14 protein-coding genes are annotated in these 14,617 nt (G+C 43.7%); 3 read left to right on the forward strand and 11 right to left on the reverse strand.

What is annotated here, in order from left to right; translation table 11 throughout:
* Window positions 1-55 precede the first annotated feature (55 nt).
* Window positions 56-298: a hypothetical protein gene (locus H581_RS0120360; RefSeq protein WP_028611625.1), complete on the forward strand. Its 243-nt coding sequence runs from the start codon at window positions 56-58 to the stop codon at window positions 296-298.
* Window positions 299-532: 234 nt separating this feature from the next.
* On the opposite strand, the gene H581_RS0120365 is transcribed toward H581_RS0120360, so the two are convergent.
* From H581_RS0120365 to H581_RS0120385, 5 genes are all read right to left on the reverse strand, one after another.
* Window positions 533-1,840, reverse strand: a complete 1,308-nt coding sequence (locus H581_RS0120365) for an ABC transporter substrate-binding protein (RefSeq protein WP_084134685.1) — start codon at window positions 1,838-1,840, stop codon at window positions 533-535.
* 109 nt (window positions 1,841-1,949) lie between these two features.
* Window positions 1,950-3,059, reverse strand: coding sequence for a glycoside hydrolase family 172 protein (locus tag H581_RS0120370; protein WP_028611627.1), 1,110 nt, complete (start codon window positions 3,057-3,059; stop codon window positions 1,950-1,952).
* A gap of 21 nt (window positions 3,060-3,080) precedes the next feature.
* Window positions 3,081-3,926: a carbohydrate ABC transporter permease gene (locus H581_RS0120375; protein ID WP_028611628.1), complete on the reverse strand. Its 846-nt coding sequence runs from the start codon at window positions 3,924-3,926 to the stop codon at window positions 3,081-3,083.
* 13 nt (window positions 3,927-3,939) lie between these two features.
* Window positions 3,940-4,815, reverse strand: coding sequence for a carbohydrate ABC transporter permease (locus H581_RS0120380; RefSeq protein ID WP_028611629.1), 876 nt, complete (start codon window positions 4,813-4,815; stop codon window positions 3,940-3,942).
* Window positions 4,816-4,954: 139 nt separating this feature from the next.
* Window positions 4,955-6,229 carry a sugar ABC transporter substrate-binding protein gene (locus H581_RS0120385; protein ID WP_028611630.1) on the reverse strand — a complete coding sequence of 425 codons (1,275 nt, stop codon included), beginning with the start codon at window positions 6,227-6,229 and terminating at the stop codon, window positions 4,955-4,957.
* 159 nt (window positions 6,230-6,388) lie between these two features.
* Here H581_RS0120385 and H581_RS0120390 point away from each other — a divergent pair, with 159 nt between their 5' ends.
* Together H581_RS0120390 and H581_RS0120395 are read left to right on the forward strand one after the other, a co-directional pair.
* A complete protein-coding gene (locus H581_RS0120390; RefSeq protein WP_028611631.1) occupies window positions 6,389-8,188 on the forward strand; it encodes a cache domain-containing sensor histidine kinase in 1,800 nt (599 codons plus the stop codon).
* A 7-nt stretch (window positions 8,189-8,195) separates the two neighbouring features.
* A complete protein-coding gene (locus H581_RS0120395) occupies window positions 8,196-9,803 on the forward strand; it encodes a response regulator transcription factor (protein ID WP_028611632.1) in 1,608 nt (535 codons plus the stop codon).
* Window positions 9,804-10,212: 409 nt separating this feature from the next.
* On the opposite strand, the gene H581_RS0120400 is transcribed toward H581_RS0120395, so the two are convergent.
* From H581_RS0120400 to H581_RS0120430, 6 genes are all read right to left on the reverse strand, one after another.
* Window positions 10,213-10,866: a carboxymuconolactone decarboxylase family protein gene (locus H581_RS0120400; protein ID WP_036719499.1), complete on the reverse strand. Its 654-nt coding sequence runs from the start codon at window positions 10,864-10,866 to the stop codon at window positions 10,213-10,215.
* 272 nt (window positions 10,867-11,138) lie between these two features.
* Window positions 11,139-12,200: an NADH:flavin oxidoreductase gene (locus H581_RS0120405; protein ID WP_028611634.1), complete on the reverse strand. Its 1,062-nt coding sequence runs from the start codon at window positions 12,198-12,200 to the stop codon at window positions 11,139-11,141.
* 180 nt (window positions 12,201-12,380) lie between these two features.
* Window positions 12,381-12,722, reverse strand: coding sequence for a thioredoxin family protein (locus H581_RS0120410; RefSeq protein WP_028611635.1), 342 nt, complete (start codon window positions 12,720-12,722; stop codon window positions 12,381-12,383).
* A gap of 151 nt (window positions 12,723-12,873) precedes the next feature.
* Window positions 12,874-13,191, reverse strand: a complete 318-nt coding sequence (gene trxA / locus H581_RS0120420; RefSeq protein WP_028611636.1) for a thioredoxin — start codon at window positions 13,189-13,191, stop codon at window positions 12,874-12,876.
* A gap of 134 nt (window positions 13,192-13,325) precedes the next feature.
* Entirely contained in the window at window positions 13,326-14,060 is a 735-nt protein-coding gene (locus tag H581_RS0120425) for a DsbA family oxidoreductase (protein ID WP_028611637.1), read from the reverse strand.
* A 201-nt stretch (window positions 14,061-14,261) separates the two neighbouring features.
* Window positions 14,262-14,612, reverse strand: coding sequence for a thioredoxin family protein (locus H581_RS0120430; protein ID WP_028611638.1), 351 nt, complete (start codon window positions 14,610-14,612; stop codon window positions 14,262-14,264).
* Window positions 14,613-14,617 lie beyond the last annotated feature (5 nt).

Raw genomic sequence — 14,617 nt, forward strand, 5'->3', positions numbered from 1 at the left:
TTGTGGAGTTATCGAATATACACGAAAAAGGATAGTATAAGGTGGGTCGCTATTTATGGAGTATGTTGAAAGATATGTTGTTGAATTGGAAGATGGGACATTCGCGTTATGGGGGCAATTTGAAAAAGGTAGAGAACATAATATACTGCCGATGAAGGATTTCTACAATGCGACATTATTTCGAAAAGAACATGCTGAGCTCAAAGTTGTTCAGATTAATAAAGGAGAATGGCTCTATTATGGAGATGAACCCAAAAAAGCAGTAGGCATTCGTAAAGTTGAAATGAAAATTGTATAAAAGACTGGTTACGCTAACGGTACGATAGATTAATAAACCGCTCTTTACGGGGCGGTTATATTTTCGGCTGAAAATCAACATTGAGATTTAACATAGCCTAATGGAAAAAGAGAACCACTTCTTAAAAGGCTAGTTCTCTTTTCTAAACGCTTGTATTGTATCCTTGGCTTCCATTGCAGCTTCTACATACAAGTATGCATTATCCGGCGACCATGGAAAGGTGGTACTGGATTTTTACCGCAACAAAAAATCGTCCCAAATATTCTGAAATTCCTCGAACAGCTTCTCTTTACCGATTTGCTTGCCGATGTAAGCCTGAACTTGAATCGCCATCTGTGAAGTGTTCGCTTCATAGCCGGGGAACCGCTGCCACATCCAAGGGAGGATTTTCCCTTCCTTTGTATACTTGATAATATCCGCCGCCAAAGGGCCGAGTTGCTCTTCGCTGGCCGGAATGTTCTTGAAAGCGGGAATCAATTTTGCTTCTTCGACGATAAACTTTGTGCCGGCATCCGAGGTCACCAACCAATTTAGAAATGCTTCGGCTTCTTCCTTCACTTGGGAGTTCTTGCTTACAACCCAGTAGTTCGCTACGCCAACCTGAAGTTTATCCATCGAGGAGGCATCATCGTTTATCGGCATCGGCAAGAAGCCGATCGGCATTTTCGGATTGATTCGTTCGATTTGCAGCTGCGTCCATATACCCTGTTGCATCATAGCCGCCTTCCCTTGCGCGAAGTTCGTTACCTGCGTGTTGTAGTCCGTTTGAAGCGAATTTTGCTGCCCATATTCGACTGTCAAATCGACCAGCTTCAGCCATTGCTCAAACGTCTCGTTACCGATTAGCTTTAGCTTGCCTTTCTTCACACTTTCGACAAAGGCAACCGGATCAAACTGATGGGAAAAGGCGACGTTCAACAAATGATTACCTACGACCCACCATTCCCCGTAGCCATTCTCGAAGGGCTGGATGCCTGCCGCTTGGAGCTTCTCGGCCGCTTCCCGCAGCTGCGTCAACGTTTTCGGGGGACCGGTTATGCCGGCTTGGCTGAACAGAGCCTTATTGTAGATAAAGCCCCAGCCTTCCATCGCAAGCGGCATACCGTAGATTTTTTTGTCTTTAGTAATCGCTGGTTTCGCAAACTCGACAATATCGTCGACCCATGGCTGATCGGACAGATCTTCAAGGTGTTCCTCCCAGAGATCCAAATCGCTGTACCCAGCAACAAAGAAAATATCTGGTTTGTCGCCGGAATTAAATCTCGTCTTTAGCCCCGCGCTGTAGTCGCAGCCGCCGCCGCACGTATCGACTTCGATTTTCACGCCGGTTTCCTTCTCGAACTCCCCGATAAGCGTGTTCAGTTGTTCGGCCATTTCCACTTTAAAATTGTAAAGCTTCACGGTTTTCCCTGTCATGCCGGCAGTCGAATTTCCATCTTCATTTTCATTCGCCGTACTTTCCTCGTTATTTACGCATCCTGCTGCTATCAGAGCGATCATGAGCAGAATGGCCACGATGTTCCGCAACTTGCGTTTTATCATATGTCGCGTTTTTCTCCTTCGTCCATTAAAATGTACATCCATGATACCAAAATGAAGGGCATGCCGCATGATATGCAGCCTACCCCCGAAATAAATTCTATATGTGATATTATCTTGGCCATCTTTCTTCTTTGCCCATCAAGGGCTCGAATGGATTATGCGGTTCGGATTGGTACCAATACGCGACCGAAGCGACATCGTCCTGTCGTTCGAATAGCCCCTTCTTGTAAACTCCGATTTGTTGAATCGTAACCTTGATATCATCGTTAAACCGGATCGGATCGAGAATATGCCAACGATAAAAGCCTCTCATCGGCGGGACATCGTCATTGTGATATAAATTATGGACGACCTCGTCATGATTGGAATAATACGGATAGCCCATAAACGGCGTACAATAGGTATTCTCTACCGTTTTCCCGTCCTTCTGCGTCGCAAAGCTCCAAGCGCCGCCGAAATAGTCTTCGGTGCCGGTGCCGCAGATGGTAGGATAGTCTTTATCGCCGTCAATGTACATCTTGATTTCGCCTTCACCCCACCAATATCTCTCCAACGTGGTCAGCGCCATGTAGGTGCCTACGTATTGCCCTTTTCCCTGGACATTATCCAATATCACGTAGTCCTCTTGTTTGCTCGTAATCCGTTGCCGCTTCCATTGTGCGTGGAAATAGGCCGTGTTGTCCGGCAGCTCGTCATGCAAACAATAATCGACCTGATAGAAGAGTGCCGGAATCGGCGCCTCATGCTGGTTCTCGATCGTAATTTTCGCTTTCTTCCGGAAAGGCATCGGGAAATAGCTGTTGAAGCCTCTCGTCGGATTTACGACGATCGGCATCGAGTTTACGGTGCAGCCTCTCGAGAATCCGTTGCAAAAGAAGTCGCCGAGCGGGCTTTCCACGGAAGGAACCGTTTCGTCGTCCCAATACATGCGAAGAACAAGATCTCGAAGAACATTAGTATCCTTGTCGGTTTGGTCCGTAACCGTAATCCAAATATGTTCGATGATTCCCGGGCCGGCCATTTCGGCCAGCGTGACGATCGTTCCAGGCTGTACATCCCGGATGCACGGTGAGCCTTTGCGGGAAGGCCCCAAATGGCTTGCCACTTTCCCTCCCGCGCCTTTCTCGCCATTCGGATTTTCTGCGTTGATGGCACGGCTCCTGCCGCTTTTAATCAAGGGGAGAGACGAGAGCCCTCCGATAAATGGGTTATCAAACATGTTATTATTCTCCTCTCATTATTATCCTTTTACGCCGCCTGCCATAATGCCTTCCATGATCTGTCTTTGGAATATCCCGACGAAAATAATAATCGGCAAGATAATAATCCAACCCATTGAGCTGACTAAATCCCACGGTACGGCATACATATTATCCCTTAAGGGCAGCTGTGTGATGGCGGTAGATAGAACCGAAATTCCGTTCGAATAAAATAAAGGCGTAAAGAAGTTGTTTAAACAAGTGATGAAGTTCACTATACAGACTGTAGCGATCGCAGGCCTCAGAAGAGGCAATGTCACATAAAACATCGACTGGAGAAATCCGCAGCCATCAATCGAAGCCGATTCTTCGATTGAAACCGGTATATCGCTAAGAAAGTTTTGAAGAATAAGGATGGTGAACGGAATAATGCCGCTGATGTACAGGATAATTAAACCCGTGTACGTATCGAATAAATGAACTTGCCGCAAAAAATCGTACAACGGGCGCGCCGTCACCACGTCGGGAATCAACATGGAGCCTAGCAGAAAGGCAACCGCCAGCGATAAACCTTTATTTTTGAACCGGGCAAAACTAAATGCCGCCATAACGGACAGGATCATGCCGATGGTAATCGATAAGCCAACAATAATAATGGTGTCCCTCGATTTTTCCAGCAAACCGACATTTTCGATCAGGTAAGAATAGCTTTCCAGCGTGGGATTAACCGGCCAATATTTAATCGGTTTCGAAAACAATTCCCCCGATGGCGTGATGGAAGAAACGAAGATCCACCACAACGGGAAAAGGATGAGGAAAGCGACAACGATCGCTAAGGTCCACATCAAGCATCGCAGTAGGATGCGCTTAGATCCGTTCGAAAACATACGTGATCGCTCCTTAATAATCTACACGTTTTGCCGCGCGCATACTGAGTGCGCTTAATAGCGCCATGACCAAGAAGAGTACGACAGCGATGGAGGAGGCATACCCGGTATTCAGATTCGTAAAGGCTTCCGTCGTAATGCGATAGGCAATTAATGCGGTGCTTTCGCCGGGTCCCCCGCTTGTCATCGCGTAGACAACGTCAAACGAGGTGATTCTCCACATCGTAAAAAATATGCTTAGCACCAAAATATTTTTCGAAATTAGAGGTAACGTTATCGTGAAAAACGATCGGATCGCCCCTGCGCCATCGATTTTGGCCGCTTCATACATATCGGAGGAGACAAACTGAAGGCCGGCAAGAATAAGGATCGCAAAAAAGGGCAGGTCTTTCCATAAATCTACCGCGATAACCGCATTGCTGGCCGTTGTCGCATGGATGAGCCAATCTAATTTGAAAGACGGGTTAAACCAACGGATAAAATCGTTTACCAAGCCGTATTCGTTATTGAAAGCCCACTTCGAAGCCATTGCAATGACCACCATCGGCATCGCCCAAGGGAGCAACACGATCGTTCGAAGCACTTTTTGACCGGCAAATTTCATATTTAAGATGAGTGCCAGCGCGATGCCAAGCACGATGTGCCCGATCATGGATCCGACAACGAAAATGGCCGTAAAGTTAATGGATGTGATCATTTTCGAATCTTGGAATATATTCAGATAGTTTTGAAACCCGACAAACTCGTTAATTCCCCGCAGCAATTTCACATCGTATAAACTAATACGAAATGTTTCGATAATCGGATAGATCGTTGTAAAAACTCGGATTAATAACGCAGGCAGAACAAGGATCCACGCGATGGTGAGATATTTTTTGTTTTCATACATGTTAACGCGCCTTTCTTGTCGTTAAGATAAAATCGTTTCGCTTAGAGCCTAAACAGTATAAGCAAGCAAGAGCAAAGGCCTGCTTTGCTTATACTGTTTATAACTTCATTACATTGCGTTGATTACAAATGATTTCCCCTTATTTATACTTCTCGACTGCCTCCTGGGCCTTTGTACAGAACTCGTCCAGCGTGATTTGATCCTGAATATAATTTTGGAAGAGGGTTCCCATTTCAGAAATAAACTCCATGGTTTGCGGAAGCATTGGACGACCATGAATTTCGTTAGTCGCTTGAATTTCCGTATAAATATCTTTAACATCGCCGCTAACCGCTTCATTACTTGCAACGTCAGCCCTCGCAGGGTATCTTCCGAAGTTTTTCCATCCACTGAGCTCGCCTTCTTCGCCCGCCGCGTACTTCAGGAACTTGATTGCGGCTTCCTTATTTTTCGAAGACGAATTCAGGACATAACTCCAGGAGTCCGTGAAAATGCTTCTTTTTGCAAACCTCGGCATATTGATCATATGGATTTGGTCCATGCCGTAACGGTTTGCTTCCTTATAATCGTTGCCGGTTCCCCACATAAAGACCATCGCGTATTTGCCGTCGATAAATTTTTGGTTCATTTGCTCGTATTTATCAGCAATCTGGTCGACAGGTGTTACCTTCCAGGTATTGGCCATATCGTACATGAACTTTATTGCCTTGCGGCTGCCTTCATTGGTCCAGTCAAAATAATTTCCTCCAAAAAGGTTTACAAAGGTCGCAATTTCGTTAAACACATATGTCTTTTCCCAAGAACCGCCATAGCCGAACTGACCGTCCTTTGTAGATGCTTTCATAAAGTTGACGAAATCTTCTTCGGTCTCGATCGACTTCATACCGGCTGCATCCAACTTCTTCTGATCCACCCAAAGTCCAAGATAACCCGAGTAGCTCGGCACGCCGATAATGTCGCCTTTGTCCGAGGTCAACATATCCTCCATATAACCCTGCGGAAACTGTTCTATTATATCGCCAGTTAATACCGTATCTTGTAACGGATCTAGCCAACCGGCGTTTTTAAAGGAAGTTGCCATTTCATCGTTAACTTCCAGAATATCGACGGAGCTGTCCCTAGAGGAGAGGATCGTCGAAATTTTTTGCTGGCGGGTATCCGAGTCGGTAGGGGCTGCTACCCATTTAATTTTGACGCCGCTCTTTTCCTGCGCCTCATTCAACCATGCTTCAAAATTCGGATTCGTGGACTGAATGGTATAGAGTGTAATCTCGTCTTTCCCGCCGGAAGCGGAATTCGTAGAGCTGGAATCGGGAGCCGCATTGTTCGAACCCGAATTTGCGCCTGAGCATCCTGAAAGCAATACGGTAAGCGCTGTGACTACTGCGAAAATTGAAGTCTTTGTCTTTTTCATGTTAACCCTCCTTTGTTTGATAGGGTTAGTATACTTGCAGCCTAACGTTTAAAAGACAACCGCAATTGAACAAAAATGTGGAAGATATTGAACTTGGAATTACGCGGTGGCGGTGGTAAACTTGAAACCAATTATGGAACGAGGGGGATAGGAACCGAAATGAATGTCCGCAACAGCATACGAAACAAGCTAATTGTATTCCTGCTGATCGCCATTATCCTGCCCATTTCCGCTTCCATTTTTATTTCTTATTTCTATACTAAGCATTCTCTTAAAGTAGAAGCTATTCGCGAAAACTCGAACACACTGCATCAAGGAACAGTGAGCATGATCAATCAACTAAATCAGATCAACAACATTTCCCTGTACGTCTACAACAATATCCAAGAGGCCAACAGCTTATACGGTATTTTGCTCAGGGGGCGAAGCGATTTCATTGTCGAAAATCAACTGTATTCGGGGCTTCATTCGATCGAACAATCCGCGAAGGATATCCAGCAGGTTTATTTGTATTCCGAATGGGCCAATAAATCGTATTTGCTGATAGACGGCTATTTGAAACGCGAACTGGGGCGCGTCGGGCTCGAGGGCCACTACATCCAGCCTAGCGGCAAGATCAACCCTTATTTCGAGCCTCCCCATCCCTCCCACAATTACGGGATGGAAGAGTTTCCTTATAGCCCCTCCAATACGGTACTCACGATTCATCGCCCCGTGTACCGGGCTCCGCTCAAAGAGCGAATCGGGATCCTCTCGATCGACTTTAAGCTGGATGGATTTCGCAGCATCAGCAATATGCTGTACGATAAAGGGAATGAAAACATTTATCTGCTCGACGATAATGGAACAGCCATCTATGCCTCCGAGGAGAACCTTGTCGGTCAATCGCCGAAGTACGCATGGCTGGAGCGAGCTTTCCTACAATCTGCCCCGTCCGGCCACTTCGAGTGGAAAGAGACGGGGGTAAATGGGATCGTACTCTATGAAAAATTCAAACTGATGGGCCGGAATTGGATCATCGTGAAGCAAATCCCAAACGAATACATTTATGAGAATGCCTCTCTCGTACTTCAGTTTAATATGCTTGTTCTGGTTACGTTTCTCTCTATCGCGATTGCTGCAACCCTATATGTGTCCGTAAAGCTCACGGCGCCCATTAAGAAGCTGACGGAATCGATCAAAAAGACCAAATTAGGAAGAATTCAGCTAGAGGTCGATTCAGACCGCAGCGATGAAGTTGGTTTGCTTGGAAACGCCATCAAAAATATGGTCGACATGATTAACAATCTTGTCATGAAGGAGCTTCGACTCGAGCTTGCGAATAAGGACAATCAATTGAAAGCGCTGCAGGCGCAAATCAACCCGCATTTCATTTACAATACGCTTCAATCGATCGGTTCCATCGCCTTGCATAATAAAGTTCCTAAGATTTATGAAATGATTGCTTCGCTTGGACTGATGATGCGTTACAACATGAAAACCGAAGAGACGATCGTTCCGCTTTCCAAAGAACTCGCACACATGAATGCTTATTTGGAGCTGCAGAAGCAGCGATTCAAAGAACGTCTTCACTTCCGGATTGAAACCGACGAATCCATACTTGACATTCAGGTACCGAAGATGATTTTACAGCCCATCGTGGAAAATTGCTTTAAGCACGGATTCACATCGAACATGAAAGCGTTCGAAATCACAATCGCTGTCCAGACTGCGGATGACATGCTCCGAATCCGCATTGTGGATAACGGCACGGGCGCTACCGAGGAGCGCCTCCAACTGTTGAAGCGACAGATCGAACGGGAAGCATCCGACACCGCCACAGAAGGCTCCATCGGTCTCATCAATGTCGTATCCCGTCTTCGTTTGTATTTCGATGCCGAAGTGCGCGTTTCTATAACGAATCTTGAGCCTTCAGGCTTCTCGGTCATGATCGACATCCCTGTTCGAAAGGAGGCGTAAATCTCATATGAAAGTGTTAATCGTGGATGATGAAGAAGATGTGAGAGATTCGATTCGGCTGCTCGTAGACTGGGACGAGTTTCAAATCACGACCATATTGGAAGCTTCGGAGGGTTCATCGGCAATGGCCTTGATCCAGAGCGAAAAGCCGGAAATTATATTTACCGACATGAAAATGCCGAATGTCGACGGTATGGAGCTTTTGCAGTGGATAGAGACCGAAGCCCCTACAACCAAAACGATCGTCATCAGCGGTTATGACGATTATACGTACATTCGCAAAACGATGAAGCACGGTGGTCTCGATTATTTGCTGAAGCCGATCAACCGCGGCGAGCTGCTCGAATCGCTTCGAAATGCCGTGAATTCCTGGCATCAAGAGGAGAAGGAGCGCCGGCTCGATATTAAGAAAAACGTGGAGATCAACCAAACGAAGAATATATATTGGGATAAGGTTCTGTCAAAAGTCGTTTCCCAGCCGGGTTACTATCGTACCGTCGAAGGCGAACTGGGCGAAGATTTCGGCTGGTCAACCATTCGCGAGTGTCAACTTGTGATGCTGCTAACCGATCCCTTGCCGCGGATCATTTTGCAGAAATTCGGTAAGAACCTCGACTTGCTCTATTTTTTGATAACCAATATTTGCAACGAAATTATCGGCACCCGAAGGAACGGTTACGCCTTTAAGCATACGGATCCGAACTACGGCATCATCCTGCTTATTATGGGCGACAACTCCGGGCTTTCCAGAAAGCTGAACGAGATGAATGACGCGTTTCTTCGCATTCTCGGCGCGCGGTTTTATTTTGCATGCAGCACGAACGAAGCTTTCCCAGACAAAATCCACATCGGATTCGAGAAGGCTTTGCATACGGCTCGTTCGATTTCATTCTTGCAAGGAAACGCCTGGGTATACCGCTATTCCGATGTCAATCGCTCAGAGGAGAAGCGGGTTGAACTTGCTGATTACAGCGATCGGATTTCGATAGCCGTCCACAGCGGCGACCTTCGCCAGATCGAAGCCTCCATCGCCAAGTGGATGCAGGCTGTCAGCCAGCTGCAAGTCGTAACTTGGGATCATCTGAAATATTGGCGGTATGAATTCGAACTGCTGCGGAACCACCTGCTGAAATACAAGGATTTCCCTGTCCACGATCGCGTCGGCCAAACGCCCCATGGACTGTTTCCGATTGACCAAAACGGAAGACTTTCCCTGGAGGAATGGCAGAATGAATGGACAGAAGAATTTGGACGTATTGCGGGTATTTTGAAGAATTCGCAGAACAAGGAACACAATGTCATCTATCTAGTGAAGCAGTTTATCGATACCAATTACAAGAAAAATTTGTCGCTGCAAGACTTTTCAAGTCGATTTTTCATTAGCCGCGAGTATGTCTCGCGCAGATTTAAACAAGAATTCGGCATGAATATCTCCGAGTATATGGAGAAGGTTAGAATCGATAATGCCAAAATTTTGTTATCGAACGAGAAGTATTCGATCGCGACAATCGCGGAAATGGTCGGCTACCAGGATGGCAGGTATTTCAGCAAAATATTCGGCAAGCTGACAGGCAAGACGCCGAGGGAGTATCGAAGAAAGAATGGCCTTGAATAAATGAAAGCCGCTCAAACGAAACAACTTGCCCTTCTTGCCAATAATATATGAGCAACGTTAATACGAGTTCGTTCCCGGGGATCGAACGTTTCTCTCCGTGGGACTTGGATCCCCGAGAACTACAACGAGTTTACCCATCATCGTCCTCAGCATTGAATAATTGGGTAAATCTTTTTATGTTGAGGAATAAGGAATGGTGCCAATTTTATTCGACCACGATCGTTCATGCTTTATGTCCTCCTACCCCTTCGGTCAATTGCCGTTCCCCCATCGGTTTGGCAGCAGGCCCATACAACTGACGCGGATCCGTACTACTTTCGTTTTCATCTGATTAGAAATTCATATTTTTTTGATATACACTTTTGGAATCTATTCCACTCTTCAAAAATTTAATTAAATTCGAATTATATTAATTATCATAGGCATTTAATGCATTCACACTATGTGCAAGTGCCGAACCTGCCTTTAATGCTGTAGCTATAAAAATAGCCTCGGCAATTTCTTCCAATGTAATGCCTAATTGTTTCGCTTTTTTTGTGTGCGAATCAATACAGTATGCACAGCCGGTTACATGGGCAACTGTAATCGCCATTAATTCTTTATCTTTTCTGCTTATTAATCCGGGCTTCATCGCTTCCATATCAAATTTATTGAATGCGCTGAAAGTTTCTGGATTTAATTCTTTAAATTCTTTGAATCTCATCATATTCGATCTTTTATAAAGTTCATCATCAGCATTTCCATCGAAAGCATTTAATCCATTTAAACCATGAGCAATGGCAGAACCAGCTTTTAATGCAGTAGCCACCATAATCGCTTCAGTTACTTCTTCTTTCGAAGCGTCTAACTTTTTAACATTTGAAACATGTATCTCAATACAATATGGACAGCCAGTAACATGAGCGACTGCTACAGCAATTAACTCCTTAGTTTTCTTAGGAATGACACCTGAAGCTAAAGCCAATTTATCAAATGCGATAAATGCTTTAAATGTATCTGGTGCAAGTTTCCCTAGTTCTGACAATCTACCTATATAAGATTTTTTATATAAACTATCGTTCATCAATTTGATAACCTCCATTTTTTTTCTTCACCATCGTTTGTGATTAATACAGAATGCTGGTAATAAGATCGCTAGATTGGCGTCCTTCACAATATTTCTTTCTTCAACTATCATCTACTAAAATACTGAGGAAGGCGGGCTAAGCTACTTTTTTGGTATACACTTCTGGAATGTTTTAATAGATGCTAATTTTCGCAATATTATTTCCAATGTTTAGAGATTTATAGCAATTATCTTGAAGTTTCTGCATCGGAACCCTTCGTTTTCGAGGTTTAATGTAATGTGTCGAGCGCCTCACGCGTAAACGGAAGTAATTCTTCTATTCGTCCATCTCGGATCTTGTTTACCCAGTCGGGGTCAGCCAATAACGCGCGTCCAACCGCTATCAAATCGAATTCTTCACGTTCTAATCTCTTAACTAATGCGCCAATCTTGTTGGCTTTGCCATTAGCTTGTTCCCCGTTAGCAAAGAAATCCAAGAAATCAGCGTCAAGACCGACAGATCCAACTGTAATTGTTGGTTTTCCTGTTAGTTTTTTTATCCATCCTGAGAGATTCAGTTCAGATCCTTCAAATGCAGGTTCCCAAAAGCGACGAATTGAGGCATGAAAGATGTCAACACCTGCATCAACTAATGGCGTTAAGAAATGTTTTAGTTGTTCTGGAGTTTCTACTAATTTTGCTGTATAGAAATCATATTTCCACTGTGAGATTCGCAACACGATTGGGAATTCTGGTCCAACAGCACGTCGGCAAGCTGCGATGACCTCACTAGCAAAGCGCGTGCGATTGACCATGTCTCCACCATATTCATCGTTACGCGTGTTTGTTTTTTTCCAGAAGAACTGATCGATTAAAAATCCATGCGCTGCCATAATCTCGATGCCATCAAAACCAACTTTTTTAGCATTGGTTGCTGCCTGTTCGAAGGCTTCAATAAGTTCCGAAATTTCTTGTTTTGAATAATCATTGACGTTGCCTCGTGCACCCATGTGCCAAATTTGAGAGAAAATTTTCCCACCGGCCTCGTGTACTCCTTCAACTACTTTTGACCAACCGTTTAGCGCATCTTCTCCGTATAAGTGTGGTACGTCCTCCTGCCATGCTGGCACCTCGGATGCAACATCAGGATGGTTGATAAATGTACCCTCTGTCAGAATAAGTCCAACACCATTTTCAGCTCTACGACGATAATACGCAGCGACATCTTCCCCTGGCACTCCATTTGGAGAAAAGTTTCGAGTCATTGGTGCCATCAGAATACGATTAGATAGTTTAAGGTTTCCCATTTCGAATGGTTTAAAAAGAGCTTCGACTGATTGAAAAGTGTTCATAAAGACCTCCAAGTTTTATCACTTAATGTGTTATTAGATAATGTAGACGTACCATGGAATTACATTAGCTGCAATTAAATCAACCTAACTAATTCCCAACAGTACATATTGAAAAAGAACCCTCGTCTTTATTTAATGCTTATAAAATGAACTGGGAACCATTTTATGACGCAAAATTCCTTATGGACGTGTGTTATATACTTCAACTGCACGTTGCAGAAATTGTTCGATCTCTTCCCGCGATTTACGCATTTTGTTGACAAAGCGGATAAGTTCTCCACCCTCTGCGTAGGCAACAAAGCTTGGAATACCCATAATGTTCTGTTCTTCACTCACAGTGCCTACTTGTTCTACATCCACCTCGATAAGATTCAGATCGTTCGCGAATTTTTCCTCGACTTCAGGCATGAACGGATCAATAAATTTGCAATCACCACACCAGTCTGCTTTAAAAACAGCAACCGTGAGCTTTGGGGACTGAATAGCTATATCAAATTCTGACTTGGATGATACTTTTCTCATGTTAGTAGCTCCTTTCGATGGCATTTTTGGTTTGTTGCAGCTCAAGAATTTAACTGATAATTATGTGAAAGAAACGACGGTTCTAATCAACCAAAACCGTCGTTTTGTTCCCTATATTCACAGGTTACAAGAACAGGTTGTTGAATATTGATTAATTAACCAACCCTAAGATTTTTTCTCTAAGCGCTTGTTTTGGAGTGATCCCCACCATTGTCTCAGACAATTTACCATCTTTAAATAAGAGTAGTGTAGGAATGCTTCTAACTCCATACTGTGACGCCAATTCGATTTCTTCATCAACGTTAACTTTAGCAATTGTTGCTTGTCCAGCTAACTCGTCAGCTAGCTCATTTATGATGGGAAGTTGCACTTGACAAGGTGGACACCAAGGTGCCCAAAAATCGACTAACGTCACTCCAGTTTTAATATTAGATTCAAAATTCTGTTTTGTTAAAGATACTGCTCCCATAAATAGAATCCTCCTCAATTGATAATCAATCATTCAATATATTAATTGAATTTAATAAAGATATAGTTTAGTCAACCCTGTCAGTCGATGTTCGTGTCACGTTTATTTAAATAAGGCTTTGTCCTCATCAGTTATCACATCTTATGATTTCTAGGTGGAATTGCACAACCCTCATCCGTACATAGCCCTACACCAGCCGTTTCATTGGAGAGGATTTCAAATTTGGCTGCCGGACGTTCCTCTTCCCATACTTTTTCCAGCACTTCAGAAAAGGTTTCTGTAGGCTGCGCGCCTGAAAGGGCATATTTTTCATTGAAGATAAAGAATGGTACTCCATCTATGCCAAATTGACGTGCTTGATGCTGATCTTCTCTTACTTGATCCGTAAAGACACCTTTATCGCTCAATACGTCAAGTGCCTCTTCTCGGTTCAAACCCGATGCTTCGGCAATATCCGCCAAAATATGGATATCTCCTACATCTTTGGATTCTGTAAAATGGGCAATGAGCAATTTTTCATTTAGCGTTGCTTCTTTACCTTGAGTTTTCGCCCATTTTAATAAACGATGGGCATCCAAAGTATTTGTTGGCTTCAGACTATCTAATTGAAAGAATAGTCCTACGTTTTTGGCTTGTTGCGTTAATTGGCTAAGGAACTGTCTTGCTTGTTCCATCCCGACAAACTTAGGCGCTAATTTTTCCATAAAACTTTTCCCATCGTACAAAGAAGCTTTTGGATCAAGTTCAAAACTTTTGTATTCAATACTTACTTGATCTTTATACGGCAATTTATCCAATGCCTGCTCCAGATTCTGCTTCGCAATATAGCAGAATGGGCATGCAATGTCAGACCAGATTTCAATTTTCATGTTTCCACTCCTTTTCAGATTATTTATTTCTTTGCTTGGTTTGATCCACATCTACTTTTGTAACAGTCGCTTTGTTAACAATGTCGCTACCAGTAGTTATCTTCTTGTAATTCAAACATTCAATTAATTAATTGAATTATATAACTGATATGGTTTGAAGTCAAATATCTTTTGGGGCGAGTTTTGTACGGTCATTGAAATTTACTTCACTTCATCATCTTGAGTAACTATTTCATAAATCTGTTCAATTTGTTCATTTAAATGATCAAAACGAACAAATCGATCTGCTCTTAGATATTCTTTCTTTTCGATCATCAAAAGTATCGTTGGGACTGTAAAAATCAAAAATCTTGCCGCCACAGCTTCGACCTGATTGGCATCAATATGACCTAGGTGTATCTGCGGATAATGAACGAGTAATTCCCTTAGCTTAGGTAATATGGCGTGACACACATTACACTCAGGTCTGGATACGTATAAGAAACTCAACTTATAATTCTCAAGAAACGCTTCTACCATATCCAGCGAAGTTAATTCATGAAGCTCTTTCATATTAC

It is taken from the genome of Paenibacillus harenae DSM 16969 (assembly GCF_000422465.1).
In the GTDB taxonomy this organism is placed as follows: Bacteria; Bacillota; Bacilli; order Paenibacillales; family Paenibacillaceae; genus Pristimantibacillus; species Pristimantibacillus harenae.

Excerpts from the sequence above, each read along its gene's own strand:
- H581_RS0120360 (WP_028611625.1), top strand. The coding sequence starts at position 56 with ATGGAGTATGTTGAAAGATATGTTGTTGAATTGGAAGATGGGACATTC.
- H581_RS0120365 (WP_084134685.1), bottom strand. The coding sequence starts at position 1,840 with ATGATAAAACGCAAGTTGCGGAACATCGTGGCCATTCTGCTCATGATC.
- H581_RS0120370 (WP_028611627.1), bottom strand. The coding sequence starts at position 3,059 with ATGTTTGATAACCCATTTATCGGAGGGCTCTCGTCTCTCCCCTTGATT.
- H581_RS0120375 (WP_028611628.1), bottom strand. The coding sequence starts at position 3,926 with ATGTTTTCGAACGGATCTAAGCGCATCCTACTGCGATGCTTGATGTGG.
- H581_RS0120380 (WP_028611629.1), bottom strand. The coding sequence starts at position 4,815 with ATGTATGAAAACAAAAAATATCTCACCATCGCGTGGATCCTTGTTCTG.
- H581_RS0120385 (WP_028611630.1), bottom strand. The coding sequence starts at position 6,229 with ATGAAAAAGACAAAGACTTCAATTTTCGCAGTAGTCACAGCGCTTACC.
- H581_RS0120390 (WP_028611631.1), top strand. The coding sequence starts at position 6,389 with ATGAATGTCCGCAACAGCATACGAAACAAGCTAATTGTATTCCTGCTG.
- H581_RS0120395 (WP_028611632.1), top strand. The coding sequence starts at position 8,196 with ATGAAAGTGTTAATCGTGGATGATGAAGAAGATGTGAGAGATTCGATT.
- H581_RS0120400 (WP_036719499.1), bottom strand. The coding sequence starts at position 10,866 with ATGAACGATAGTTTATATAAAAAATCTTATATAGGTAGATTGTCAGAA.
- H581_RS0120405 (WP_028611634.1), bottom strand. The coding sequence starts at position 12,200 with ATGAACACTTTTCAATCAGTCGAAGCTCTTTTTAAACCATTCGAAATG.
- H581_RS0120410 (WP_028611635.1), bottom strand. The coding sequence starts at position 12,722 with ATGAGAAAAGTATCATCCAAGTCAGAATTTGATATAGCTATTCAGTCC.
- trxA (WP_028611636.1), bottom strand. The coding sequence starts at position 13,191 with ATGGGAGCAGTATCTTTAACAAAACAGAATTTTGAATCTAATATTAAA.
- H581_RS0120425 (WP_028611637.1), bottom strand. The coding sequence starts at position 14,060 with ATGAAAATTGAAATCTGGTCTGACATTGCATGCCCATTCTGCTATATT.
- H581_RS0120430 (WP_028611638.1), bottom strand. The coding sequence starts at position 14,612 with ATGAAAGAGCTTCATGAATTAACTTCGCTGGATATGGTAGAAGCGTTT.